This is a genomic window from Nocardia yunnanensis (assembly GCF_003626895.1).
In the GTDB taxonomy this organism is placed as follows: domain Bacteria; phylum Actinomycetota; class Actinomycetes; order Mycobacteriales; family Mycobacteriaceae; genus Nocardia; species Nocardia yunnanensis.
Genome location: NZ_CP032568.1, coordinates 6,188,830 through 6,212,075, shown reverse-complemented (window position 1 = coordinate 6,212,075; position 23,246 = coordinate 6,188,830). Strand labels below are relative to the sequence as shown.

Genomic DNA, 23,246 nt, shown 5'->3' with positions numbered 1-23,246 from the left:
GGCGGCATACCGGCACCGGACTCCGAAGGGTTGTCCGGCCCCGAATGCCGCCCGTTCGACTGTGATGTGCGCCCTGCCGACGACGGTCAGAGGGCGCGCAGGCGCGGGGCCAGATCGCGCTGGAACAGATCCAGGAAGCGGCGCTGGTCGTGGCCGGGCGCGTGGAAGACCAGGTGGTTGAGGCCCGCGTCCAAGTAGGGCTTGATCAGCTCGACGGCCTGGTCCGGGTCGCTGGCCACGATCCAGCGCTTGGCGATCTGCTCGATCGGCAGCGCGTCGGCGGCGGCCTCCATCTCGATCGGATCGGTGATGGAGTGCTTCTGCTCGGGGGTGAGCGAGAGCGGGGCCCAGAAGCGGGTGTTCTCCAGTGCCAGAGCGGGATCGGTGTCGTAGGAGATCTTGATCTCGATCATCCGGTCGATGTCCTCGACGGTGCGGCCGACCTTCGCCGCGCCCTCGGCGACGGCGGGCATCAGCTTCTCGGTGTAGAGGTCCATGCCCTTGCCCGAGGTGCAGATGAAGCCGTCGCCCGCGCGCCCGGCGTAGCGGGCCACCAGCGGACCGCCCGCGGCGACGTAGATGGGGATGCCGCCCTTGGGCACGTCGTAGATCGACGCGCCGACGGTCTTGTAGTACTCGCCGTCGAAGTCGACACGATCACCGGTCCACAGCGCACGCATGAGATCCACGGATTCCCGCAGCCGCGCGAAACGCTCCTTGAATTCCGGCCATTCGCCGGTGTAGCCGGTGGCGATCTCGTTGAGCGCCTCACCCGTGCCGACGCCCAGCATGATGCGCTCCGGGTAGAGGCAGCCCATGGTGGCGAAGGCCTGCGCGATGACCGCCGGGTTGTAGCGGAAGGTCGGGGTCAGCACCGAGGTGCCGAGCTGAATGCGCTTGGTGCGCTCGCCCACCGCGGCCATCCAGGCCAGCGAGAACGGGGCGTGGCCGCCATTGTGCCGCCAGGGCTGGAAATGGTCGGAGACGGTGGCGGAATCGAGGCCGTGCGCCTCCACCTCCACCGCCAGCTCCACCAGTTCGCGCGGGCCGAACTGTTCCGCGGACGCCTTGTAACCGAGCTTGAGGTCTTTCACCTGGGCACTCCTGTCGCCTTGCTGCGCTTGGGTTGTGCGGGCCAACCTCCCGCCGGCCGCCCGCGACGCCGGACATCGCAAACGGACTCACCTCGCACCCTAGGTCCCCAGGCGGGAGGCGGTGCGGCAGGGGTCACACCCACGTGCTCGAACCCCGCGTGCGAAGCGGGTATTCCGTGGACCGGACCGGTCGGGTGGTCAGTTAGAGCATGAATATATGAGCGTTCGGTGCCGGGATAGCGGAGAATGTGCGCGTGACCAACTCGAGCGCAGAACCGATCCTTTCTTATTTGACCGACATGGACGGCGTCCTGGTGCACGAGAACCACCTGGTGCCCGGGGCCGACCAGTTCCTCGCCGAATTGCGGGACAACGACATTCCGTTCCTGGTGTTGACCAACAACTCCATCTATACCGCGCGCGATCTGCAGGCCCGGCTCAAGCACACCGGGCTCGAGATTCCGGTCGACTCGATCTGGACCTCCGCGCTGGCGACCGCGACCTTCCTCAACGAACAGCGGCCGGGCGGCACCGCGTACGTGGTCGGCGAATCCGGCCTCACCACCGCGCTGCACGAAATCGGTTACATCCTCACCGATTCCGATCCCGACTACGTCGTGCTCGGCGAAACCCGCACCTACTCCTTCGAAGCCATCACCACCGCCATTCGGCTGGTCGCGGCGGGCGCGCGGTTCATCGCCACCAATCCGGACGCCACCGGGCCGTCGCGCGAGGGCATCCTGCCGGCCACCGGGTCGGTCGCGGCGCTCATCACGCAGGCCACCGGCAAGAAGCCCTACTACGTGGGCAAGCCCAACCCGTTGATGATGCGCTCGGCGCTGCGCCGCATCGGCGCGCATTCGCAGTCGACGGTCATGATCGGCGACCGCATGGACACCGACGTCATCGCCGGTCTGGAGGCGGGTATGCGGACCATTCTGGTCACCACGGGCATCTCCACCCCGGCGCTGGTCGAGCAGTTCCCGTACCGGCCGACCAGCATCCTGCCGTCGGTCGCCGCGCTGGTCGGCAAGACCAAGGACCCGTTCGCGCCCTAGCCGTCCGCGTCACTCGGCAGCCCTCCGCGTCACTCGGCGTCGAAAACGTCCAGGGCCGCGGACAATTCGGTCAGGGCATCGACGATCCGGGTGAATCGTTCGACGCCGAGTTCCGCGGTGAGTCGCGCGGCCATCCGCTTGTGCTGCGGGTTGATGCGGCGCACCGCCTCGAACCCCGCCTCGGTGATGGCGACCAGCTTGGCGCGCCGATGCGCCGGGTTGGGGCGGTATTCGGCCAGGCCCTTGTCCACCAGCAGATCCGCGATGCGCTGCACGCTCTGGCGGGTGATGCCCATCTCGCGGGCGATACCGGCCACCGGCAGCGGCCCGGGCTGCACCGCGCCGAGCACCTGCCACCAGGCGGCGGTGATGCCGGCCGGTTTGGCCAATTCCTCGGCGATGGTGAGGAATTGGCCGTTCAGCTTGAACGACGTGATGGCCGCCGTGCTGAACAGTTCCTGCTCGGAGCGGGTCATCGCGCCGCCGCCGCGCGCTGCTGTTCGTACTGGGCCAGCGTGTAGAAGCCCGCGCCGTCGTTGTCGCCGTAGAGCTGGTACCAGGCCGCCAGCACGTGCGGCTCGTAGAGGCCCAGGCGTTCGAAGACCGCGCGGGCGAAATCCGCGGGGCGCGTGCCGGTCGCGGTGATGAGATCGCCGTCGGTGACGGCGGTTTCGGTCTTGTCGTAGTGATCCAGGCCCGAATATCCGCTCATGGACAGATAACCCGGGTCGTTGCTGGTGTGCCGGCGATCGTCGAGCAGTCCGGCGCGGGCCAGCCCGAAGGTGGCGCCGCAGATCGCGGCGACGGGCACCCCGGCGGCGAGGAATTCGCCCGCCTTCTCCTCGAAGTCCGCGAGTTCGCCTGCCTCCCAGGTGGATCCGCCCGGCAGGAGCAGCATGGCGCTGTCGGCCGGCCGCAGCTCCGCCAGCGTCAGGTCGGGCAGCAGCCGCATTCCACCCATGGAGGTGATCGGATCGGCGGTGCGGCCGACCGTTTTGACCTGCCAGGTTCCCGGCTCGCGCTGCCACAGTTCGCGATTGATGTGCGCGGTCGCGTGCCCGACCTCCCAGTCGGAGAAGGTGTCGAACACGGCCATGTGGACTGTTTTCAGCATGACAGTATGCTGTCATATTTGACAGCATACTGTCAATGGGGGTGCTACCGGCGGGTGAGAGCCGCCGCCCGGATCAATCCCGGGAGTGATGGCCCCGAACCGCTCGGCGGCGATGAACTGTCGACATGACTTCAGAGACTCACCGTCTCCCCCGTACCCGGCGGCTTCGAGTGACCGCCGGCATCGTCGGCGCGGCAGTGCTGCTGGGGACCTCGATCCTCACGGCGGGGTGCGAGAGCGCGCCCCACCCGGCGGCGGACGGCGACCGCGGCCGGCTCGTCACCGCCGAGCACCTGCGCGCCTACAGCCGCGACGAGGTGTCGGCCCTGCTGCAATCCAACGAATTCGACAGCGGCACCGCGCGATTCGGCGTCGACACCTACCGGCTGACCTACGACACGATCGGCGCCGACGGCCGCGCGACGACGGCGAGCGGACTGCTCGCGCTCCCCCTCGACGACCACACCGACCTGACCGATCTGACCACCGTGGCCTTCGAGCACGGCACCCAGCCCACCAAGGCCGCCGCGCCCTCGGTGGCCGGGGACGGGGGTGACGTGGCCGCCACCCTCACCTACGCGTCCGCCGGATTCGCCGGTGTCGCACCGGATTACCTGGGCTTGGGCCTGGGACCGGGTCCGCACCCGTACCTGGACATCCCGTCGGAGACCACCGCGTCGCTGGATATGTTGCGCGCGGCCCGCGCCCACGTCCAGACGCTCGGCCGGCGACTGCGCGGTGAGGTCGACATCGTCGGATTCTCCCAGGGCGGACCGGCCGCCCTGGGCCTGGTCCGGGCGCTGCAGGCCAACGCGGACAAGGACTTTCACCCGAACGCGGTCGCCTCGATCGCAGGACCCCTCGCCATTCGGGCCGCCGAACTGCCCGCGCTCTTCGACGGCACCCTGGACCCGGGCGAGGGCTCCTTCTACACCTCGTACCTGCTGGTGTCCTGGAACCGCCTGCACGGGCTGTATCGCGCGCCGAGTGAGGTGTTCCAGGCGCCCTACGACACGACGCTCGAGCAGCTCTTCGACGGTACGCATCCGTTCGAGGACATCGTCAAGGGCCTGGCCCCGGATATCGAGCACCTGCTGACCCCGCACGGCCTCGACCTACTGCGCAACCCGACCGGTCCTTTCGCCGACGCTCTCGCCGTCGCGGACAGCACCTGCTCGGACTGGACACCGCATCTGCCGGTGCGCCTCTACACCGGCAGCGCCGACCGGGACGTCGCCCCCGCCAACAGCGCCGCCTGCCTGACCGCGCTGCGCGGGCACGGCGTCGACGCCCAGCTCACAGATGTCGGCCCGGTCGATCACAGCGGTTCCGGGAAACGCGGGACCGCACAGGCCGTGCGCTGGTTCCTCGAAGCCGGCACGCGCAACTGACGCGGCTCAGCTCAGCGCGTGGTCCAGATCGCCGAGCAGGTCCTCGACATCCTCGAGACCGATGGAGATCCGCACGACGCCGTCCGTAATGCCCACGGCCGCACGGCCTTCCGGCCCCATCGCCCGGTGGGTGGTGGTGGCCGGATGGGTGATCAGGGTCTTGGCGTCACCGAGATTGTTGGAGATGTCGATGATGCGCAGCCGGTTGAGCACCTCGAAAGCGCGCTTCTTGGCCTCGTTCTCGGCGGCCTTCAACTCGAAGGTGATGACCGTGCCGCCGCCCGACATCTGACGCTTGGCCAGCTCGTACTGCGGATGCGAGGACAGGAACGGGTATTTCACCCACGCCACCGCCGGATGCGACTCCAGGAACTGGGCGATCTTCAGCGCGGAGTCGACCGACTGCCGCAGCCGCAGCGGCATCGTCTCCAGACCCTTGAGCAGGGTCCAGGCGTTGAAGGGGCTCAGCGCCGGGCCGGTGTGGCGCATGAGGTTCTTCACCGGGCCGTCGATGTAGTCCTTCGGACCCAGGATCGCGCCGCCGAGCACGCGGCCCTGGCCGTCGATGTGCTTGGTGCCCGAGTAGACGGTGACGTCCGCGCCCAGATCGAAGCCGCGCTGCAGCAGCGGGGTGGCGAAGACGTTGTCCAGCACCACCTTCGCGCCCGCCGCGTGCGCCAGCTCGGAGACCGCGCGCACATCGGTGAGGGCCTGCATCGGGTTGGACGGGGTCTCGAAGAAGACCGCCTGGGTCGGCGTCGACAGCGCCCGCTCCCACTGGTCGAGGTCCTCGCCGTCGACGAACACGGTCTCCACGCCCCAACGCGGCAGGATCTCGTTGGCCACCACGAAGCAGGAGCCGAACAGACTGCGCGCCGCGACCAGCCGGTCACCCGCGCCCAGCAGCGCGCCCAGCGCGGTGAACACCGCGGACATGCCCGACGCCGTGGCGAAACACGCTTCCGCGCCGTCGATCAGGCGCAGCCGCTCCTCGAACATGGCGACCGTCGGGTTGCCGTAGCGGGAGTAGACGAAATGCTCGATATCGCCGGTGAAGGACGCCTCGGCGGCCTCGGCGCTCTCGTAGACGAAACCGGAATTGAGGAACAGCGCCTCGGAGGTCTCGTCGAAGCCGGAACGCCGGGTGCCGCCGCGCACGGCCTGGGTGGCCGGGCCGACGCCCTCGGGCAGCGGCCTGTCGAAGGAACCGCCAGTGATCATGACTGCCTCCACGGAAGTCCGTCGGCGCGCCATCCGGTGCTGCCGCGATGGCCTTGGCCGTCCAGCGCACCCTCGAAACCGTCGACCACGTTGAAGGACGGGGCGATGCCGGCGGTGGTGGCCGCGGTGGCCGCGCCGATGGAGCGCTGGCCCGAACGGCAGATGAACAGGACCGGCGCGTCCGAATCCTGCGGGCGGGCGGCCAGGGCCTGCTTCAACTGATCGAGGAAGCGCGCGTTCGGCGTGCCGGTGGCGTCCACCCATTCGATCAGCGCGGTCGGCCGGCCGATGCCGTTGGTGTCGGGCACCCCGACGAAACGCCATTCGGCTTCGGTGCGGACATCCACCAGCACCGCATCCGGATTGTCGCGCAACAACTCCCACGCCTGCTTCGGCGTGATGTCACCCGCGTAGCTCACCTGTACCTCCTGTGAATCCGCACTTGCCGCACCGCTGTTCGATGCGAGGCCAGGTCGTCACCCGGAGCACCCCACCGCGGAGGAGGGTTGCCGACCAGCCAGCCGGGGCTTGGCGCTGGTACTCATGACCTGGCATGAGAGTGCCGAAAAAACCGCCGCCCTGTCAAACCTCACTACGGATCTGCCCACAAGGTTCGCGGCGCGTCTCGATTCTGGACTGACCGGAGCGGGGGAGCGAAGCGGAGGAGCGGAGGGAGGGAAGAATCGAGACCTCCAGCGCCGCGAACCCGCCCGGAGCGAAGCGGAGGGCAAATTAGGCATTGCAGACCAGCCAGCGGGAATTCTCCTTGGTGAAGTGCCAGGTCGAGGTGGATTGCGTGCCGCCGGCGCTGACGGTGACCTGGGCGGTGGCCTTGTCACCGTCGATCTTGGGCTCGGTGAGGCGGTCGAAGGAGATGGGCCCGCCCGCGTCGGCGGCGATCTTCAGGGGCGAGTTGTTGTCGTCGAATCCCTTGCAGGCGTAGGACAGATCGTCCTTGCCGGTGTCGCTGCGGGCCTTGATGAAGTTGCCCGCGGGCGCCGAGAGCAGATCTTTATCTGTGACATTCTTCTCAACCGGCGAGATCAGCGTGGCGATCACGATGCCCAGCACCACCAGGGCGATGACACCCGCCGCCACCAGGAACGGCCACATGCTCCGGGCCTCGTTCTGCTCGATCCGGACCGAGGGCTCCTCGACTGTCTCCTCCGCGTCGCTCATGGATAGATCATGCCTGGGTGCGCGCGAGGGGTCCCGAATGCCACCGATAGAATCGGAACAATTTCCGCCCCAGTCGCGGGAATAGCAGGACCACGCAGCAACGCTGCAGCATCGGGGCCAATGGCGGCATCCGAAGCCAGGCGTCAACTTAGCCTAAGCTAAGAACGACGGCTAAGTTTTGACGACACGTTAGTTTCGACCCAAAGGGTGCGCGGAAGAATGACCGAACAGAGTGCAGCGACCCGCCCGCTACGCATTGCGATCGTGGGCGCAGGACCGGCCGGTATTTACGCCGCCGACGCCTTGATGAAGTCCGATGCCCCCACCGGTTTCGACGGGGTGAGCATCGACCTCTACGAGCGTATGCCCGCGCCGTTCGGCCTGATCCGCTACGGCGTCGCCCCGGATCACCCGCGCATCAAGGGCATCATCACCGCCCTGCACAAGGTCCTGGACAAGGATCAGGTGCGGCTGCTGGGCAATATCGACTACGGCGCTTATGAAGATGTGTTCTTGGTCGAACATCCTTTTACCAGGACTCTGCGCTCTTACATTGCCCAGCAACCACTTTCAGCGAGTCCACCGGTCACCCAGCACGCCCAGCCGCTACCCGGAAAGGCTCATTGAGCCCCAGGGTTCCCCGGAAACACCATTGCGCCCAGGGTTCCCCTAAACCCATTGGGCCGCCGAGGGGGCGCCTCCGCGGTTCCCCTTGGAACCTGAATGGGCCCAGAGGTTCTCCCTCAACTTGATTGGGCCCGGGGTTCTCCGAAAACCTATCCAGGCTTGGGGTTTTGAGCCATTTTCGGCGGTTTACAGGGTGCGGCGGCCGGAGAGGGCTCGGCCCAATGTCAATTCGTCGGCGAATTCCAGGTCGCCGCCCATGGGCAAGCCGGAGGCCAGGCGGGTGACGCTGAGGCCGGGGAAGTCTCGGAGCATGCGGACGAGGTAGGTGGCGGTGGCCTCGCCTTCGGTATTCGGGTCGGTGGCGATGATGACCTCGGTGACGTCGACGCCGTCGTCCTGATTTCCGATGCGGGTGAGCAATTCCCGAATGCGGAGTTGGTCGGGGCCGATGCCCGAAAGCGGGTCGAGCGCGCCGCCGAGTACGTGATAGCGGCCGCGGAATTCGCGGGTGCGCTCGATGGCCTGCACGTCCTTGGGCTCCTCGACCACGCAGATCATGGTGCGGTCGCGGCGCGGGTCGGCGCAGATGCGGCAGAGTTCGCCGTCGGAGACGGTGCCGCAGACGGCGCAGAACCGCACGCCGTCGCGCACCTTCTGCAGCGCCGCCTGGAGGCGGTCGATCTCCGGCGGCTCCACCGAGAGCAGGTGAAACGCGATGCGCTGTGCGCTCTTCGGACCGACGCCGGGCAGTTTGCCCAGCTCGTCGATGAGATCCTGAACCGGACCCTCGTACACCTGCGCCGTCCTCCGCTCAGAATCCGGGCAGCGCGCCGCCGCCGAGACCGCCCGCCAGCGGCCCCAGCCGCTCGGCGGCCAGCTGCTGCGCGGACTCCATGGCGCTGTTGAGCGCGCCGATGATCAGGTCCTGCAGGGTTTCGACATCCTCCGGATCGACCACCTTCGGGTCGATGGTCAGGGCGACCACCTCACCGGTCGCCTTGATCTTGGCGCGCACCAGGCCGCCGCCCGCCTCGCCCTCCACTTCGGATTCCGCGATTTCCTGCTGCGCGGCCATGACGGCCTGCTGCATCTGCTGGGCCTGGGCCATCAACTGCTGGATGTCGAATCCTTCACCGGGCTGCACGGCGCGTCCTTCCTGGGGGATGGTGATCGCACCCCAGCCTAGTCGCCGCCCGGCGCCCGGCTTCTTGACTCTCCCCTCGCTGGAGGGTGTTCGCTTAGGGCATGACGGCAACGGTTCCGATCGGCGAGTTCTCCCGGCTCACCTACCTGACCATCAAGACGCTGCGCTACTACCACGAGATCGAGCTGCTGGAGCCGGTGTCGATCGACCCGGGTTCGGGCTACCGGTTCTACTCGACCGCACAGGTGGATCAGGCGCATCTGATCAAACGGCTGCGCGAGCTCAACATGCCGCTGCCGGAGATCAAGGCCGTCATGGCGGCACCGGATCAGGCGGCGCGCGACGCGGCCATCCGGGCGCACCTCGAGCGCATGGAGGCCGAGCTGGTCCGCACCCGGGACGTGGTGGCCTCGCTGAAATCGCTGCTGCTGCCGTCGGCGCGGATCAGTGTCGAATACCGTTCCGTCGCAAGCCATCCGGCCGTGGCGATGCGCAAGGTGGTGGCGCGCGAGGACTGCGGCGAGTGGTGCGAGTACAGCTTCGGATCGCTGTACGAGCGTCTGGCCGCCGTCGATCTCGCGCCCGCCGGACCGGGTGGGGCCACCTACGCGCCGAGTTTCTTCGAGGAGGACAGGGGCGAAGTCGTCACCTTCGTCCCGATCGAGGCCCGGCATCGCGACCGCTTCGACGCCGCGAGCGTGCTCGATTTGCCCGCGCGCCGTTTCGCCATCGCCGTGCACGCCGGCCCGTTCACCGATTTCGACCGCACCTATGGCGCCCTGGGCAGCCATGTGGCCGAACACGATTCGGCGCTGACCGAACCCATTCGCGAGAACTACCTGGTCGGGCCCGGCGACGCCGATCCGACCGACTACCGCACCGAAGTCTGCTGGCCGATCGGCCGGCTCTGAAAAGGAGAGCACCCATGGCACTGTCCCTCGGCAATATCACCATCGACTGCCACGACGCCGCCGCCCTGGCGGGTTTCTACGCGCAGCTGTTCGAGCGCCCCGTCGATCCGGGCGCCAACGAGCACTTCGCGACCATCGACAATGACGCCGCCACACCGACATTCATGTTCATCGCGGTGCCCGACAAGAATCCGGGTAAGAACGTCATCCACCTGGATCTGCACTCACCCGATCAGCAGACGGAGATCCAGAAGGCGGTCGCGCTCGGGGCCAAGCACCTCGCCGACTATGACGAGTACGGCGTCAAGTGGGCGACGCTGTCCGACCCCGAAGGCAACCTCTTCGACATCGCCCAGGATTAGGCGAGTTCCTTCTTCAGGTTCTCGAGCACCTCGGCCTGGATCTTCTTCAGGCCGAGCGGCGCGAAGATGCCCTCGAAGATGCCGCCGATGCCGCCCGCGCCCTTCCAGGTGGTGCGCACGGTGACCAGCGAGCCGGAGCCCGACGGGGTGACGGTCCAGGCGGTGACCATGGAGGAGTTCGAATCCCGTTCGGTCACCATGGAATCGGAGACCGAGACGGCGGCGCGCACATTGCGCTGCCGCTTCTCGGTGGCCTGCAGCGTCCATTCCGCGACCGTGCCCGCGCCCTGCCCGCCCTCGACCACCTTGTAGTCGCGATAGTGCGGGGAGAGGATCTTCGGCCGGACTGTCTCGTAGTCGGCGATCGCGTCGAGGGTGCGCTTCGGATCCGCCGCGACGACGATCGAACTGGAGGCGCTGACCTGTCCCACCATGTGCTCCTTACTGATTCCGGGCTGACCGGCACTTCTGCCCTGTTACCGCTCGGTCATGCTACGCCGCCCCGGGGTCCGCGGGTTCGCTGCGCGGGGTGGGGCGGGCCACTTATTCTGGGTGGCACTACTGCGCGGGAGGACGCGGTGATGCTGCGCTTCGTGAATTGGCTTCGGCTCAATATCGATGGGGTCGTGACGCTGCTCATCGCGGCCACGGTCATCCTGCTGGAGGTCCTGGACAAGACCAACGCGGGCTCGAATCTGGTCAGCGGCGCCATCCTGCTGGTGTTGAGCCTGCTGGCGGTGACGATTCTGCGGGACCGCAATCGCATCGCCCGGCTGGTCCAGGAATCGGCGGCGGTGCGGATGCTGTACGGGGCCGAGATCGATCAGGCGCACGCCCGCGCGCGCCGCACCACCGATCGCTGGATCCACCGGGGCGGCACCGGCACCTTCCTGCGGGTGACCACGCTGCCGTACTTCCTCGAGCGCGCCCGCGCGGAACACCAACTGCTGACCGTGCAGGTGGAAATCCTGGATCCGGGCAACGAGCAGCTGTGTCAGGCCGAAGCGCTGTACCGCAATTCGCTGCAGCCGCGCGGTGACGCGAACGGGCGGCCCTGGACCGCCGACCGGATCCGCAAGCAGTCGTACGCGACGGTGCTGGCGTGCGCCTGGTACCGGCAGCAGTCGGAATTCCTCACCGTCGACCTGGCGCTGTCGTCGGCGCTGACCACCTACCGCTGGGACATGTCCGACGATGTCGTGATCATGAACCAGCGCGGCGCCAACACCCCCGCGCTGCTGTTCGAGCACGGCAAGACCCAATACTCCGATCTGGCACGGGAACTGGCGGTGAGCTTCAAACAGGGCCGACCGATCGCGCTGGGCCGCGACACCGAGCTGCGCCCGCCGAGCGAGCCGACCATCGTGCAGACCCGCCGCGTTCTCGATCAGGTGGGATTGCCGCTGCCCAGCGTGTACACCGACGACGACGTGGTCGAGATCGTGGAATACGCGCTGCGGCCGGTGAATACGTTCTAGCCGGTGATCAACAGACCCGCCGTGGCGGCGAGGGTCGCGGCGACGCCGAGCACCAGGCCGGTCAGCACGAACTTGCGCATGGGCACCCGCACCTCGTGGCTGCGGCAGAACTCCAGGCACAGCAGGGTGGCCAGGGACGCCCACGGGGTCACCACCGGGCCCACGTTGGTGCCGATCAGCAAGGCCAGCAGCTGATTTCGCTCGCCGTGGGCGATGACGACCTCGCCGGCGGTGTAGGCGGGCAGATTGTTGACGACGTTCGACAGCGCCGCGCCCGCGCCCGCCGCCCGGAAGATCCCCGGGCCGCTGGTGTCGTCGCCGATCAGATGGTCCATGAGCGTCGAGAGGCCGTGCGCCGACAAGGTGGGCACCACCAGGAACAGGCCCGACACGAAAACCAAGAGCTGCCAGGGGAAAAGCGACCATCGCAACGCGGATCGATCACAGATCGCGAAGACCGCCACCACGAGGACCGCGGCCACGGCGGCCGCGATACCGATATTGTCGCCCACGAGCGGAATGGCGAGCACGAACAGCACGCACGCGCCCCCGGACGCGTACAGCAGCACCCGCTCCCGCGCATCGGCCGGGCGAATCGGCTCCGGCACGACATAGCGGTCGGTCCCCCGCTCGCCCCGCCGCCAATACCACCACCACAGCCACACCATGGTCACCGCGATCGAAAGCGCCTGCGGCAGCCACATTCTGGCCGCGAACCCGGTGGCGTCCAGCGCCACCCGGTCGGCCGCCAGCAGATTGGTCAGATTCGACACCGGCAACAGCAGGCTCGCGGTGTTCGCCAGCCACAACGTCGTCATGGCCAGCGGCAACGGCGGAATCCGCGCGGGCACCGCCAGGGCGAGCATCACCGGGGTCAGCAGCACCGCGGTGGTGTCGAGATTGAGCACGGTCGTGGTGATCGACGCGAAAAGCACGCACAGCAGAAACAATCCCGCGTAGTTCCCGCCGGCGATGATCGCCAGCCGATGCGCGATCACATCGAACACCTTGGCCCGCCGCGCCAAATTCGCCAGCACGATCACACTGCCCAGGAACAACAGCAGCGGCGCGATCCGCCGCATGTTCGCCTCGGCATCGGCCCTGGGCAGCAGACCCGTTGCCACACAGAGCAACCCGGCGACCAGCAACCCGAGGCGCACCGTGTCCAGCACGCCGAGTCGCCGCCGGGCCGATCGTGCCCGCGGCGGCGAATCGGGCTCCTGCTGGGCTTCGGGCATTGGAAAATGATCGCAGAGGTGCGATCGGGCGCGGGATACTGGTGGGGTGACGCTGTGGGGTGGGCAGTCTCGAACGATCTTCGCCAGCTATTCACCGGCCGATGAACGCTGGGCCGTGTGGCTGGCGTGGCAATTCGAGCGGGCCGAAGCCCGCTATCGAACCGTGGTGGCCGCATGGGATTTCGACCCCGCCTCGAATTACGGCGAATTCGTGCGGCGCGGGGTACGCGAATCCGATCTCGTCGTGGCGGTGGTGACGCAGAACTATGTGTCGTCGCGGCACGCCAATCGGGAATGGCAGGCGGCGCTCGAGGTGGATCCGGGCAAGTTGCTGGCGGTCCGGGTGGGCGACTGCGCGATGGATTGGCTGCCGTCGGGCGTCGGGTTCCTGGATCTGCGCGGCGTCGAGGACGCGGGGCAGGTGCGGCGGCTGGTGCTCGACCAGGTGGAGCGCATGCTGTCGCAGCGGTGGACACCGCGCCGGCCGTCGAGTGCGGGATCGGAGGACATCTGATCGGCGGCAACGGATTCCGACGCGGCGCGACGGCCCCTGTCGGCGCCGGAATTCCCGGGCGGAACGGCGGCGCGGCGTTCGCACCCGGGACTGTCGATCCTGCACGTGTCGGGTCCGCGGTTCGGGCGCGCGATAGCGAGCGGGGAGGTGCCGGCCGATCCCGAAGGGCTGCAATCCCATCTCTACGGCGCGGTCACCGATCTGGTGGATCAGCAGGCCCCGCCGCCGGATCTCATCGTGGTCAGCGGTGATCTGACCGAATCCGCGCATCCCACCGAATTCCGCAAGGCCGTCACGTTTCTCGGCGGCCTGCGCGTGCTGCTCAAGCTGGAACCGCACCGGGTGGTCGTGGTGCCGGGCAGTCACGACATCTCGAAGCTGGCCTGCGACGCCTACTTTCGCGAATGCGCGGCCTACGACCGGATTCCCGTGCCGCCGTACTACGCGAAGCTCAAGCTGTTCGAGCAGATGTTCCGCACCGTGTATCGTGGCCTCGATCATCTGGTCTTCGACGTCGGCCAGCCCTGGACCCTGTTCGAGATCCCCGAATTACGCCTGGCCGTCGCGGGTTTGAACTCCACGATGGCCGCCACCCACGAACCCGAGCACGATTTCGGCGCGGTCGGCGCCAAGCAGAAGGACTGGTTCGCCGCGCAATTGCGCGCCTACGAAGCGCAGGGCTGGTTCCGGCTGGGCGTGATCGCGCACGATCCCGCCCCGAGCCCCAATACCGCCCGGTACGACCCGAGCATCCTGCGCGACGCCGCGGACACCTTCCGGCGACTGGGCCCGCGGCTGCACCTGCTGCTGCGCGGTCCCAGCCGGGCGGGCGGCTCGGTCGCCCATCGCGGCGGCACCCTGCCGGTCCTGTCCGCCCCGGCCCCCGGCCAGGCCGAACTGCTCCACATCACCGCCGACGGCCTGACCCGCTACCGGCTCGACGACTCCGAACCGCCCACCCCGCGCGCCCTGGAGTGGACCGGTTACGTTGCCGCGGTGACGGGTCCGGCGCCCCGCTCGGAGCTGACCGCCGCGACCCCGCCGCCCGCCCGCGAGCCACGCCCCTCCGACACCGTCCGCCCGCACGAACTGCTGCTCGAACAGGTCACCGAGGTCTGCAAGGTGCGCTACCCGGACGCCCGCATCCGCCGCACCGCCTCCGACCCGCCCTACCTGCTGGTCACCGTCAACTCGGATCCGGTGATCGAGCAGCTCATCATCGGCGCGCACGTCGGCGAGGTGACCGTACAGGTCCTCGACGAATTCCTGGGCCCGCAGCCGAAACCCGGCTCGCAACTGGTCTATCTGGGTCCCGACCCGCACGGCGAGCTCCGCGAACGCGCCGCCGCCGAAGGCGTGCGCGTCCGCAGCCTCGCCGACTTCCAGGGCCTCGCCGATCTGGACGGGTACCGGCGGAAGCAGGTGGCCCGGCTGCGCGAGGACCCGATTTATCCGGCGGAACTGTATGTGCCGCAGCGCTTCCGGATGCTGGCTCCGCAGGGCCGCGAGGTACAGAACGACCTGGTCGCCGAGTTGCTGCGCCTGGTCACCGCCGACGAGGGCCGATTCGTGCTGCTGCTGGGCGATTTCGGGCTCGGCAAGACCTTCGCGCTGCGCGAGCTGACCCGCCGCCTCACCGAATCCGGCGGAGACCTGATTCCCATCCTCATCGAGCTCCGCAATCTGGACCGCGCCGGTTCCCTCGACACCCTGCTGGCCGCGCACCTGGCCGGCAACGGCGAATCCCGCATCGATCTGCGCGCCCTGCGCTACATGCTCGCCCAGGGCCGGGTGGTGCTGCTGTTCGACGGTTTCGACGAACAGCTGACCCGCCTCAACTACGACAGCGCCGCCGAGCACATGGCCACCCTGCTGCAGGCGGCGGCAGGCCGGGCCAAGGTGGTGGTCGCGGGCCGCACCCAGCATTTCAAGTCCTACGACCAGGTCGCGGCCGCCCTGAACGCCCAGGACGAGCCGCGTCCGGACCGCTACATCCTCGGCGTCGAGAACTTCACCCACGAGCAGGTGCACGCCTTCCTGGTGAAGCGCTACGGCACGGCGGGTCCCTCGGCGGACATCCGCATGGGGCTGCTGCGCGGCATCCCGGATCTGCTCGAGCTGGCCCGTAATCCGCGCATGCTCAGCTTCATCGCCGATCTCGACGAGCAGCGCCTGCGCACCGCCGCGGGGGCGCAGCAGATCATCGGTCCGACGAAGCTGTATCGCGAGATCCTCACGGCCTGGCTGAATTTCGAGATCGAGCGGTCCCCGGAACGCGCCAGCTCGCAGCCCGCGCTGCGGCTGGACGAATTATGGCTGGCCGTCACATGTTTCGCGCTGCGGGTGTGGGAGACCGGCCGGCCCTACCTGACCTTGACCGAAATGACCGAGGTCGCGCACGACGCCGTCGAGCGAATCGACGCAAGTCGGCTCAATGTCGCCCAGTTCGTGCACACCCTCGGCTCCCGCAGCCTCATCGTGCGCGGCGAGGACAACCAGTTCGGTTTCATTCACTCCTCGGTGCGGGACTGGCTGGTCGCCGACCATGTCGCACGGCAGTTCGCCGACGGCGATACCGCACCCGCGCCGCTGCGGCAGGCCCAGCTCGAACCGCTGGCCGTCGAATTCCTCTGCGATCTGGCGCATGCCGAGTTGCTGCGCGCGTGGGTCGCGCGCATCCAGGCCGAGCCCGGCGAGCACGAGATCACCCGCACCAATGCCGCCCGGATCGCCGCCCGGCTGCGCATCTGCGGGGACAGCGATCTGCGCGGGCTGGACCTCTCGCACGAGGACCTGTCGTTCCGCAACCTGCAGCGACTCGATTTCACCGGCGCGAACCTGTCGGGCGCCCGGCTCTCCGGCGCGGTGCTGGACAACGCGGTGCTGCGCGAGGTGAAACTGGTGGGGGCGCAACTGGATCAGGCGTCGCTGGCCGGCGCCGATCTGCGCGGGGCGGACCTCACCGAGGCGCAGTTGATCAGCGCCAACCTGCAACACGCCGACCTGCGCGAGGCCCGGCTGCACCGGGCGCGACTGGATCAGGCGTCGCTGGTGCGCGCCAATCTGGGTCGCGCCGATCTGACCGGGGCCCGGCTGGCGCGCACCGACCTCACCGGCGCCCGGGCGGAAGGCAGCCGCTGGATCCGCGCGGCCCTGCTGGATGTGGTGGGCACACCGATCGGTACCGCGCTGGCCGGGGCCGGCCGGGTGCCGGGCACCCCGCCGCGCACCGAATTCGCCCCGAACGCCATCGGGGTCAAGCACGGCGTCGACGCGCAGACCGGACGGCTGCCGCGGCTGCTGGCGTTCAGCCCCGACGGCGGCACGGTCGCGATCGGCTGCGATTCGGGCAGCGTGGTGATCTACGGCGCGGACACCGGGCGCACCCTGCGCACCCTGCATGGACATCGCGACCGCACCTTCGCCGTCGCCTACACCGAGCAGGTGCTGGTCACCGGATCCGCCGACGGGACGGTCCGCATCTGGGACGCGGCCACCGGCGCGGTGCGAAAGATCCTGTCCGGCCTCGCACTTTGGCCGTGGCCGCTCGAAACCGACACCGCCGGAACGCTGCTGGCCACCGGCGACGCGAACGGCACCGTGCGGCTGTGGCAGCTGCCGGACGGCGAACCGCTGCACGAGTTCCCGGCGGCCGGCGGTGTGCCACAGCGGGTTTACGGTATCGCCGTGCACAGCGACCGGGTGGCGGCCGGGTACGACGACGGCACCGTGCGCGTCTGGCGGCGGGCCACCGGCGCCGAGATCGGCGGCTTCCAGGGCGCGCACGGCCCGGTGCGCCGCCTCTGCTGGGATCCGGACGGCACGCTGCTGGCCGTCACCGGCGCGGACGGCGCACTGGGCCTGTGGCATTCGGTCGACGGGACGCTGGTGCACGAGCTGCGCGGGCATCGGGACTTCGTGTACGCCGTGGCCTTCCATCCCGTCGAACCGATCATCGCCGGCGGTGACACACAGGGCGGAATTCACCTGTGGGACACCGGAACCGGGGCGCGTCTGCAGCACCGGACCGAACACGGTTCGGCGCGCATCCACTGGCTCGGCTTCGACGCCTCCGGCGATATGCTCGCCACCGGCGACACCGCGGGCGCGGTGCACGTGCGCGACGGCCGCACCGGCGCGTCCCTGCATCGGCTGACCGGGCACACCGGGTCCATCTGGCCCTTCGCGTTCCGTCCCGACGGCAGTCAGCTCGCCGTCGCCGACGACCAATTCGCGCTGCGCGTCTGGGATCCCGCGACCGGCGCGAACCTGCACACCCTCACCGGGCACGGCCGCCATGTGCGGGCGGTCTCCTTCAACGCCGACGGCAGCCTGTTGGCCGCCTGCGGCAACGACGGCAGCGTGCGGCTGTGGGATGCCGCGACCGGGCGGCTGGCCCAGCGGCTGCACGGCAGCGCCGATGGGCTGATCACGCTGGAGGCGGGTGTCTTCAGCCCGCTCGACCCGGATCAGCTGGTGACCGTCGGCAATGCCGGGCGGCTGCGGGTGTTCGATATCGAGGCGGGCGCGGCCGAGCGCGACATCACCGTCGACTCGGCCCCGGTGTGGGCCGTCGCCTACGACCCGTCCGCGCGCTTCATCGCCACCGCCAACGACGACGACACCGTCACCCTGTGGACCCGCGAGACCGGCGGCGAGCACGTGGTCTGCTGCGAACATCGCGGCCGGGTGCGCTCGATCGCCTTCGACGCCGCGGGCGCGCTCATGGCCACCGGCTGCGACGACGGGCAGGTGCGGGTGTGGGAGGTGGAGTCGGGCCGGCTGCGCACCACGCTGCTGGACCCGGAACTGCGGCCCGACGCGAGCGGCCACCGCGTGTACGGGGTGGTCTTCCACGGGGATCGGCTGGCCGGCATCTCCTGGGACGGCACCGTGCGGATCTGGAACTCGGCGGGCGGCCCGCCGCTGCACCGGCTGGACCTGCATCGCGGGCGGCTGTGGTGTCTGGCGGTGGACCCGGTCTCCGGCACGCTGGCGACGGCCGGTGACGATCTGGGGGTCAACCTGTGGGACATCGCCACCGGCGCGCACCTGCACACGCTGCACGGGCATCGAAACCGGGTGCGCTCGTTGGCCTTCGACCCGTCGGGCCGGCTGCTGGCCAGCGGCGGCAACGACGGCTCGATCATGCTGTGGTCGCTGCCGGAGCCGGGTGCGGGGGCGCCAGCACCGGCGCCCGAGCTGCGCGCCACCCTGCTCGGCCTGCCCGAGGGCTGGGTGGCGTTCACACCGGACGGGCGGTACAAGACCGAGGGGCTGACGGGCGGCCAGTTCTGGCACGTGATCGGCATGTGCCGCTTCGAGCCGGGCGAGCTGGACCCGTATCTGGAGGCGATCCGTCAGGTCGAACTCGACGAGCCGCTCTGATTTCCGCCAGTCACAGCGCAATCGAAACGCCGCAATCTAATTGTTAGCTGAAGTAAGAATCATCACCGTGATACGGGGAATAGACTCTCCAAGGGCAGGTCGAACCTGCCGACACGTATGCGAACTGTGCGTGAAAAACCGCCCCGCCGGTACTCCCCTGCTGGCCGTACCGGTCGGTGCACGCTAGGTTTCCGAAGGTGGCAGTGAGTCTGTTGGGGAAGGCCGGCCGCGCACCGGCCGCACAGGAATCGGGTTTCACCGCGCATCGGGCCGGGGTCGATCGACTGCTGGCCTCGTACCGCGCCATCCCTCCGGATGCGAACGTGCGGCTGGCCAAGAAGACGTCCAACCTGTTCCGGGCTCGGGCGCGCAGTAACGCGCCCGGACTCGACGTATCGGGATTGACGCAGGTCATCGCGGTGGACCCGGAGGCGCGCACCGCCGATGTGGCGGGCATGACGACCTACGAGGACCTGGTCGCCACCACCCTGCGCTACGGCTTGGCCCCGCTGGTGGTGCCGCAGCTCAAGACCATCACCCTCGGCGGCGCGGTCACCGGGCTGGGCATCGAGTCCACCTCCTTCCGCAACGGCCTGCCGCACGAATCGGTGCTGGAGATCGACGTGCTCACCGGCGCCGGCGAGATCGTCACCGCGACCCGCGACGGCGCGCACGCCGATCTGTTCCGCGGCTTCCCCAATTCGTACGGCACACTGGGGTATTCGACGCGGCTGAAGATCGAGCTGGAAAAGGTTCAGCCCTATGTGGCGTTGCGGCACCTGAGGTTTCACGATCTGCGGCAACTGGAAGCCGCCATGGTCGCGATCATCGCCGAACGCTCCTGGGACGGCGAACCGGTCGACTACCTCGACGGCGTGGTGTTCACCGCCGACGAGAGCTACCTGGTGCTGGGCCGCCAGACCGACGAGCCGGGCCCGGTCAGCGACTACACGGGCATGGACATCTTCTACCGGTCCATTCAGCACGACGCGAAGCAGCCCAAACGGGATCGGCTCACCATTCACGATTACCTGTGGCGCTGGGACACCGACTGGTTCTGGTGCTCACGGGCTTTCGGCGCACAGCACCCGACCATCCGGCGGTTCTGGCCCAAGCAGTACCGGCGCTCCAGCTTCTACTGGAAGCTGATCGCGCTGGATCACAAGTACGCGATCGGCGACAAGATCGAAGCGCGGCACGGGAATCCGCCGCGCGAGCGGGTGGTGCAGGACATCGAGGTGCCCATCGAGCGCACCGCGGACTTCGTGGAGTGGTTCCTGCGCGAGATCCCGATCGAGCCGATCTGGCTGTGCCCCTTGCGGTTGCGCGATGCCGAGGGCGAGCGCCCCTGGCCGCTGTATCCGCTCGAGCCCGGCCGCACGTACGTCAATGTCGGCTTCTGGTCGGCGGTGCCGACCACGCCCGGACAGCAGGAGGGCGCGGCCAATCGCGCCATCGAGCACAAGGTGTCCGAACTGGACGGTCATAAATCCCTGTATTCGGACTCCTATTACGACCAGGATGAGTTCGCCGCGCTCTACTACGGCGACGGCGCCTACTCGTCCCTCAAGAAGCGCTACGACCCGGATTCTCGTCTACTGGATCTGTATTCGAAGGCGGTGCAACGCAAATGACCACGTTCAAGGACCGTTCCGACGTGTTCGCCGAGCTCGGAACGAAACTCACGATCGCGGAGATCTTCGAGACCCTGCTCGACGGACCGGTGCCGATTCGCCTGACCTGCTACGACGGCAGCAGCGCCGGGCCCGAGGACTCCGAATTCGGCCTCGAGATCAAGACCCCGCGCGGCGTCAACTACATCGCCACCGCGCCCGGCGATCTGGGCCTGGCCCGCGCCTACGTCGCCGGTGACCTGGAAGCCCACGGCGTGCATCCCGGCGACCCGTACGAGCTGCTGAAGGCCATGGGCGGCTTGAAGTTCCGTCGCCCCACCGCCCTGCAGCTGGTGGTCATCGCCCGCTCGCTGGGCTGGGAGCTGCTCAAGCCGATCGCTCCGCCGCCGCAGGAGACGCTGCCGCGCTGGCGGCGCATCGCGCTGGAGGGGTTGCGGCACAGCAAGACTCGTGACGCCGAGGCCATTCACCACCACTACGACGTCTCCAACACGTTCTACGAGTACGTGCTGGGCCCGTCGATGACCTACACCTGCGCCGCCTACGAGGATCCCGCGTGGACCCTGGAACAGGCGCAGGAGAACAAGTATCGCCTCGTCTTCGACAAGCTGAACCTGAAGCCGGGCGACCGGCTGCTCGACATCGGCTGCGGCTGGGGCGGGATGGTGCGCTACGCCGCCAAGCGCGGGGTCAAGGTCATCGGCGCCACGCTGTCGGCCGAGCAGGCCGAGTGGGCGCAGGCCAAGATCGCCGAGGAGGGGTTGACCGACCTCGCCGAGGTGCGCCACTCCGACTACCGCGACGTGCGCGAGGGCGAGTTCGACGCGGTGTCCTCCATCGGGCTCACCGAGCACATCGGCGTGCACAACTACCCCGCCTACTTCGAGTTCATCAAGTCGAAGCTCGAGGTCGGCGGTCTGTTCCTCAACCACTGCATCACCCGGCCGGACAACACCCGCGTCACCAAGGCGGGCGATTTCATCGACCGCTACGTCTTCCCCGACGGCGAACTGGCGGGCTCGGGCCGCATCATCACCGAGATCCAGAACATGGGTCTCGAGGTGCTGCACGAGGAGAACCTGCGCGCGCACTACGCGCTCACGCTGGCCGAATGGTGCGACAACCTGGTGAAGAACTGGGACGACGCGGTCGCCGAGGTCGGCGAGGGCACCGCCAAGGTGTGGGGGCTGTACATGGCGGGCTGTCAGCTCGGCTTCGAGCGGAATGTGGTGCAGCTGCACCAGGTTCTGGGCGTCAAGCTCGGCGACGACCAGGCGTGGACGGTGCCGCTGCGCCCCTGGTGGAAAGCCTGAGAGCTCGTAAAACACAGCGGGCGTGCGGCTTTGCCGCACGCCCGCTGTCGTTCTAGGACGAGATTCCGGCCACCGGGATACCCAGCCGCGCCGTCATCCACGGGAACGACGAGGTGAACGCCGCCGCCGCGAACTGCCAGGTGTGCCCGCCCTCGGTGGTGTGCACCGTGCAGTCGACGTTCACCTGCCGCCCCTGGGCGCACAGCTCCTCGGCCGCGCCGACCTCGCCGGTGTCGAAGACGCCGTCCTGGCCGCCCATGCCGATCTTGCTCTCGTCGACCTGCCGCTGCTGCATGCGAGCCCGCATTGCCGGGTCGTTGGCCATCCGGCGTTGCGCGGCGGGCGGGGTCAGATCGTCGAACAGGCCGACGGTGTCGGCGTAGGGGCCGTGCTTGCGCATGACGGTGACGGGATCGAAGGCGGCCCAGGCTTGTTCGTCGCCGCCGAAGAGCCGCTTGACGGTCTGTTCCTTGGTGCCGGCGGCCGGGCCGAGATCGCCCGCGATGTCCACGAACGTGCCGAACTTCTCCGGGTGCATGACGGTCAGATCGACCGCGCAGGTGCCGCCCATGGACCACCCGACGATGCCCCACTTCGCCGGGTCGGCGGATGCGCCGAAGGTGGACTCCACGTAGTCCGGCACATCGTTGGTGAGGTGATCGGCGGCGTCACCGCGCGGGCCGTTCACGCATTCGGTGTCGTTGTTGAAGCTGCCGCCGGAGTCGACGAACACCAGAATCGGGGTCTGGCCGTTGTTGGATTTCGCGAAATCGTCCACGCTGCCCATGATCTGGCCGCTGTTCACCCAGTCCTGGGGCGTGTTGAACTCGCCGCCGATCATCATGATCACCGGCAGGGCGGGCGGCTTGTCACCCTGGAACCAGGCCGGCGGCAGATAGACGTATTCGGTGCGATGCTTGAAATGGCTGCCCGACTCCGGAATGTCGACCGGCACGATCCGCCCGGTGCCCACATTCGTATCGCGCAGCGACGCCAGCGCGTCCAGATCGGTCTGGTGCGGCAGCGGCTCGGCGGTCAGGGCCGCCCAGGCCGCATTCGCGGTCGGGTAGTAGCCGACCCATTGATTCAGCACCACACCGACATTCAGCAGCGTCACCGGAACGGCCAGAATGGCCGCGACGCGCTGCCACCAGCTGCCGGTGCGGATGCCCACCACCGCGGCGGCCAGGCCCGCGCCCGCCAGCCCGACCGCGGCCCACAGCAGCACCGGCGCGGGATCCGAGGCGAGCCCCTCGTTGTCGGTGTACGACCAGGACGCCCACACCACCGCGCCCGCGAACACCAGGCAGACCGGCACCCACAGCAGCCACCAGCGGCGGGTGAACCGCGCGAACGCCAGCACCAGCAGGAAGACCGCCGCGAAGGTGATCACCTGCGGCAGCCAGCCGTGCAACAGCGAAACCCCGTGGTGGAAGCCCGGATAGCCGGCCTGCGTATGCGCGGGCAGCTGCGGGGCCGGCGGCACCGCGGGCGGGGACTGGAGCAGAGGTGTCACAGGCACGACGGCGATTGTCTCTGGCATTCCTCGAGGAACGCTGTGAATACGCTCCGCGAACTCT

Annotated in this window: 20 protein-coding genes, 1 pseudogene and 1 riboswitch; of the genes and pseudogenes, 10 read left to right on the top strand and 11 right to left on the bottom strand. The window is 68.5% G+C overall.

The features are described 5' to 3' along the window. Positions 1-86: 86 nt before the first annotated feature. Complete coding sequence (fgd, locus tag D7D52_RS29090; RefSeq protein ID WP_120741439.1) at positions 87-1,094, bottom strand: glucose-6-phosphate dehydrogenase (coenzyme-F420); 1,008 nt, start codon at positions 1,092-1,094, stop codon at positions 87-89. 299 nt (positions 1,095-1,393) lie between these two features. On the opposite strand from fgd, the gene D7D52_RS29085 reads away from it, so the two are divergent. Beyond that, the gene (locus tag D7D52_RS29085) at positions 1,394-2,152 is read left to right on the top strand and encodes an HAD-IIA family hydrolase (protein WP_120744539.1); all 759 of its coding nucleotides are present in this window, start codon (positions 1,394-1,396) and stop codon (positions 2,150-2,152) included. 29 nt (positions 2,153-2,181) lie between these two features. Here the strand turns inward: D7D52_RS29085 and D7D52_RS29080 are convergent, their stop codons facing one another. Further along, positions 2,182-2,628, bottom strand: coding sequence for a MarR family winged helix-turn-helix transcriptional regulator (locus tag D7D52_RS29080; RefSeq protein ID WP_120741437.1), 447 nt, complete (start codon positions 2,626-2,628; stop codon positions 2,182-2,184). Further along, a complete protein-coding gene (locus D7D52_RS29075; RefSeq protein WP_120741435.1) occupies positions 2,625-3,266 on the bottom strand; it encodes a type 1 glutamine amidotransferase family protein in 642 nt (213 codons plus the stop codon). Before D7D52_RS29075 ends, D7D52_RS29080 begins: the two co-directional genes overlap by 4 nt. 125 nt (positions 3,267-3,391) lie before the next feature. Between D7D52_RS29075 and D7D52_RS29070 the strand changes: the two genes are divergently transcribed. Then, on the top strand, positions 3,392-4,657 hold the full coding sequence (locus D7D52_RS29070; RefSeq protein ID WP_222932694.1) for a dienelactone hydrolase family protein: 1,266 nt from the start codon (positions 3,392-3,394) through the stop codon (positions 4,655-4,657). 6 nt (positions 4,658-4,663) lie between these two features. On the opposite strand, the gene D7D52_RS29065 is transcribed toward D7D52_RS29070, so the two are convergent. The 3 genes from D7D52_RS29065 to D7D52_RS29055 form a co-directional block, all read right to left on the bottom strand. Continuing rightward, positions 4,664-5,878, bottom strand: a complete 1,215-nt coding sequence (locus tag D7D52_RS29065; RefSeq protein ID WP_120741434.1) for an O-succinylhomoserine sulfhydrylase — start codon at positions 5,876-5,878, stop codon at positions 4,664-4,666. Beyond that, positions 5,875-6,297, bottom strand: a complete 423-nt coding sequence (locus D7D52_RS29060; RefSeq protein ID WP_120741432.1) for a rhodanese-like domain-containing protein — start codon at positions 6,295-6,297, stop codon at positions 5,875-5,877. The genes D7D52_RS29065 and D7D52_RS29060 overlap by 4 nt, the downstream gene beginning before the upstream one ends. A gap of 14 nt (positions 6,298-6,311) precedes the next feature. Further along, positions 6,312-6,427: riboswitch (SAM riboswitch) on the bottom strand. A 183-nt stretch (positions 6,428-6,610) separates the two neighbouring features. Beyond that, positions 6,611-7,057, bottom strand: coding sequence for an Rv0361 family membrane protein (locus tag D7D52_RS29055; protein ID WP_120741430.1), 447 nt, complete (start codon positions 7,055-7,057; stop codon positions 6,611-6,613). Positions 7,058-7,276: 219 nt separating this feature from the next. Between D7D52_RS29055 and D7D52_RS29050 the strand changes: the two are divergent. After that, positions 7,277-7,552: pseudogene (locus tag D7D52_RS29050) on the top strand (NAD(P)-binding protein); the annotation flags it as partial. A 318-nt stretch (positions 7,553-7,870) separates the two neighbouring features. Here the strand turns inward: D7D52_RS29050 and recR are convergent. Both recR and D7D52_RS29040 read right to left on the bottom strand, forming a co-directional pair. Next, a complete protein-coding gene (recR, locus tag D7D52_RS29045; protein WP_120741428.1) occupies positions 7,871-8,479 on the bottom strand; it encodes a recombination mediator RecR in 609 nt (202 codons plus the stop codon). A 16-nt stretch (positions 8,480-8,495) separates the two neighbouring features. Then, positions 8,496-8,828, bottom strand: a complete 333-nt coding sequence (locus D7D52_RS29040; RefSeq protein WP_120741426.1) for a YbaB/EbfC family nucleoid-associated protein — start codon at positions 8,826-8,828, stop codon at positions 8,496-8,498. A gap of 101 nt (positions 8,829-8,929) precedes the next feature. Between D7D52_RS29040 and D7D52_RS29035 the strand changes: the two genes are divergently transcribed. Both D7D52_RS29035 and D7D52_RS29030 read left to right on the top strand, forming a co-directional pair. Beyond that, a complete protein-coding gene (locus tag D7D52_RS29035) occupies positions 8,930-9,739 on the top strand; it encodes a MerR family transcriptional regulator (RefSeq protein ID WP_120741424.1) in 810 nt (269 codons plus the stop codon). 14 nt (positions 9,740-9,753) lie between these two features. Next, entirely contained in the window at positions 9,754-10,101 is a 348-nt protein-coding gene (locus D7D52_RS29030; RefSeq protein WP_120741422.1) for a VOC family protein, read from the top strand. Here D7D52_RS29030 and D7D52_RS29025 read toward each other — a convergent pair. After that, entirely contained in the window at positions 10,098-10,532 is a 435-nt protein-coding gene (locus D7D52_RS29025) for an SRPBCC family protein (RefSeq protein ID WP_120744537.1), read from the bottom strand. The two genes, D7D52_RS29030 and D7D52_RS29025, sit on opposite strands and share 4 nt — an antisense overlap. 150 nt (positions 10,533-10,682) lie before the next feature. Between D7D52_RS29025 and D7D52_RS29020 the strand changes: the two genes are divergently transcribed. Then, positions 10,683-11,579, top strand: coding sequence for a hypothetical protein (locus D7D52_RS29020; protein WP_120741420.1), 897 nt, complete (start codon positions 10,683-10,685; stop codon positions 11,577-11,579). Here the strand turns inward: D7D52_RS29020 and D7D52_RS29015 are convergent. Continuing rightward, a complete protein-coding gene (locus D7D52_RS29015) occupies positions 11,576-12,817 on the bottom strand; it encodes an SLC13 family permease (protein ID WP_120741418.1) in 1,242 nt (413 codons plus the stop codon). The genes D7D52_RS29020 and D7D52_RS29015 overlap by 4 nt on opposite strands. 46 nt (positions 12,818-12,863) lie before the next feature. Between D7D52_RS29015 and D7D52_RS29010 the strand changes: the two genes are divergently transcribed. The 4 genes from D7D52_RS29010 to D7D52_RS28995 all read left to right on the top strand — a co-directional run bounded on the left by D7D52_RS29010 (position 12,864) and on the right by D7D52_RS28995 (position 21,666). Next, a complete protein-coding gene (locus D7D52_RS29010) occupies positions 12,864-13,331 on the top strand; it encodes a toll/interleukin-1 receptor domain-containing protein (RefSeq protein ID WP_120741416.1) in 468 nt (155 codons plus the stop codon). A 147-nt stretch (positions 13,332-13,478) separates the two neighbouring features. Further along, on the top strand, positions 13,479-18,719 hold the full coding sequence (locus tag D7D52_RS29005) for a WD40 domain-containing protein (protein ID WP_120741414.1): 5,241 nt from the start codon (positions 13,479-13,481) through the stop codon (positions 18,717-18,719). A gap of 203 nt (positions 18,720-18,922) precedes the next feature. Further along, positions 18,923-20,353 (top strand): FAD-binding oxidoreductase, encoded by a 1,431-nt coding sequence (locus D7D52_RS29000; RefSeq protein ID WP_120741412.1) that lies wholly within the window; start codon positions 18,923-18,925, stop codon positions 20,351-20,353. Next, positions 20,350-21,666 (top strand): class I SAM-dependent methyltransferase, encoded by a 1,317-nt coding sequence (locus D7D52_RS28995; protein WP_120741410.1) that lies wholly within the window; start codon positions 20,350-20,352, stop codon positions 21,664-21,666. Before D7D52_RS29000 ends, D7D52_RS28995 begins: the two co-directional genes overlap by 4 nt. Positions 21,667-21,718: 52 nt before the next feature. Here the strand turns inward: D7D52_RS28995 and D7D52_RS28990 are convergent, their stop codons facing one another. After that, positions 21,719-23,188, bottom strand: a complete 1,470-nt coding sequence (locus D7D52_RS28990) for an alpha/beta hydrolase (protein ID WP_425464576.1) — start codon at positions 23,186-23,188, stop codon at positions 21,719-21,721. Positions 23,189-23,246: the final 58 nt, after the last annotated feature.

What these genes read in the sequence shown, in the direction of transcription:
- D7D52_RS29080 (WP_120741437.1), bottom strand. Translation starts at nt 2,628, where the DNA reads ATGACCCGCTCCGAGCAGGAACTGTTCAGCACGGCGGCCATCACGTCG.
- D7D52_RS28995 (WP_120741410.1), top strand. Translation starts at nt 20,350, where the DNA reads ATGACCACGTTCAAGGACCGTTCCGACGTGTTCGCCGAGCTCGGAACG.
- D7D52_RS29035 (WP_120741424.1), top strand. Translation starts at nt 8,930, where the DNA reads ATGACGGCAACGGTTCCGATCGGCGAGTTCTCCCGGCTCACCTACCTG.
- D7D52_RS29070 (WP_222932694.1), top strand. Translation starts at nt 3,392, where the DNA reads ATGACTTCAGAGACTCACCGTCTCCCCCGTACCCGGCGGCTTCGAGTG.
- D7D52_RS29085 (WP_120744539.1), top strand. Translation starts at nt 1,394, where the DNA reads ATGGACGGCGTCCTGGTGCACGAGAACCACCTGGTGCCCGGGGCCGAC.
- D7D52_RS29055 (WP_120741430.1), bottom strand. Translation starts at nt 7,057, where the DNA reads ATGAGCGACGCGGAGGAGACAGTCGAGGAGCCCTCGGTCCGGATCGAG.
- D7D52_RS29030 (WP_120741422.1), top strand. Translation starts at nt 9,754, where the DNA reads ATGGCACTGTCCCTCGGCAATATCACCATCGACTGCCACGACGCCGCC.
- D7D52_RS29065 (WP_120741434.1), bottom strand. Translation starts at nt 5,878, where the DNA reads ATGATCACTGGCGGTTCCTTCGACAGGCCGCTGCCCGAGGGCGTCGGC.
- D7D52_RS29020 (WP_120741420.1), top strand. Translation starts at nt 10,683, where the DNA reads ATGCTGCGCTTCGTGAATTGGCTTCGGCTCAATATCGATGGGGTCGTG.
- D7D52_RS29015 (WP_120741418.1), bottom strand. Translation starts at nt 12,817, where the DNA reads ATGCCCGAAGCCCAGCAGGAGCCCGATTCGCCGCCGCGGGCACGATCG.
- D7D52_RS29075 (WP_120741435.1), bottom strand. Translation starts at nt 3,266, where the DNA reads ATGCTGAAAACAGTCCACATGGCCGTGTTCGACACCTTCTCCGACTGG.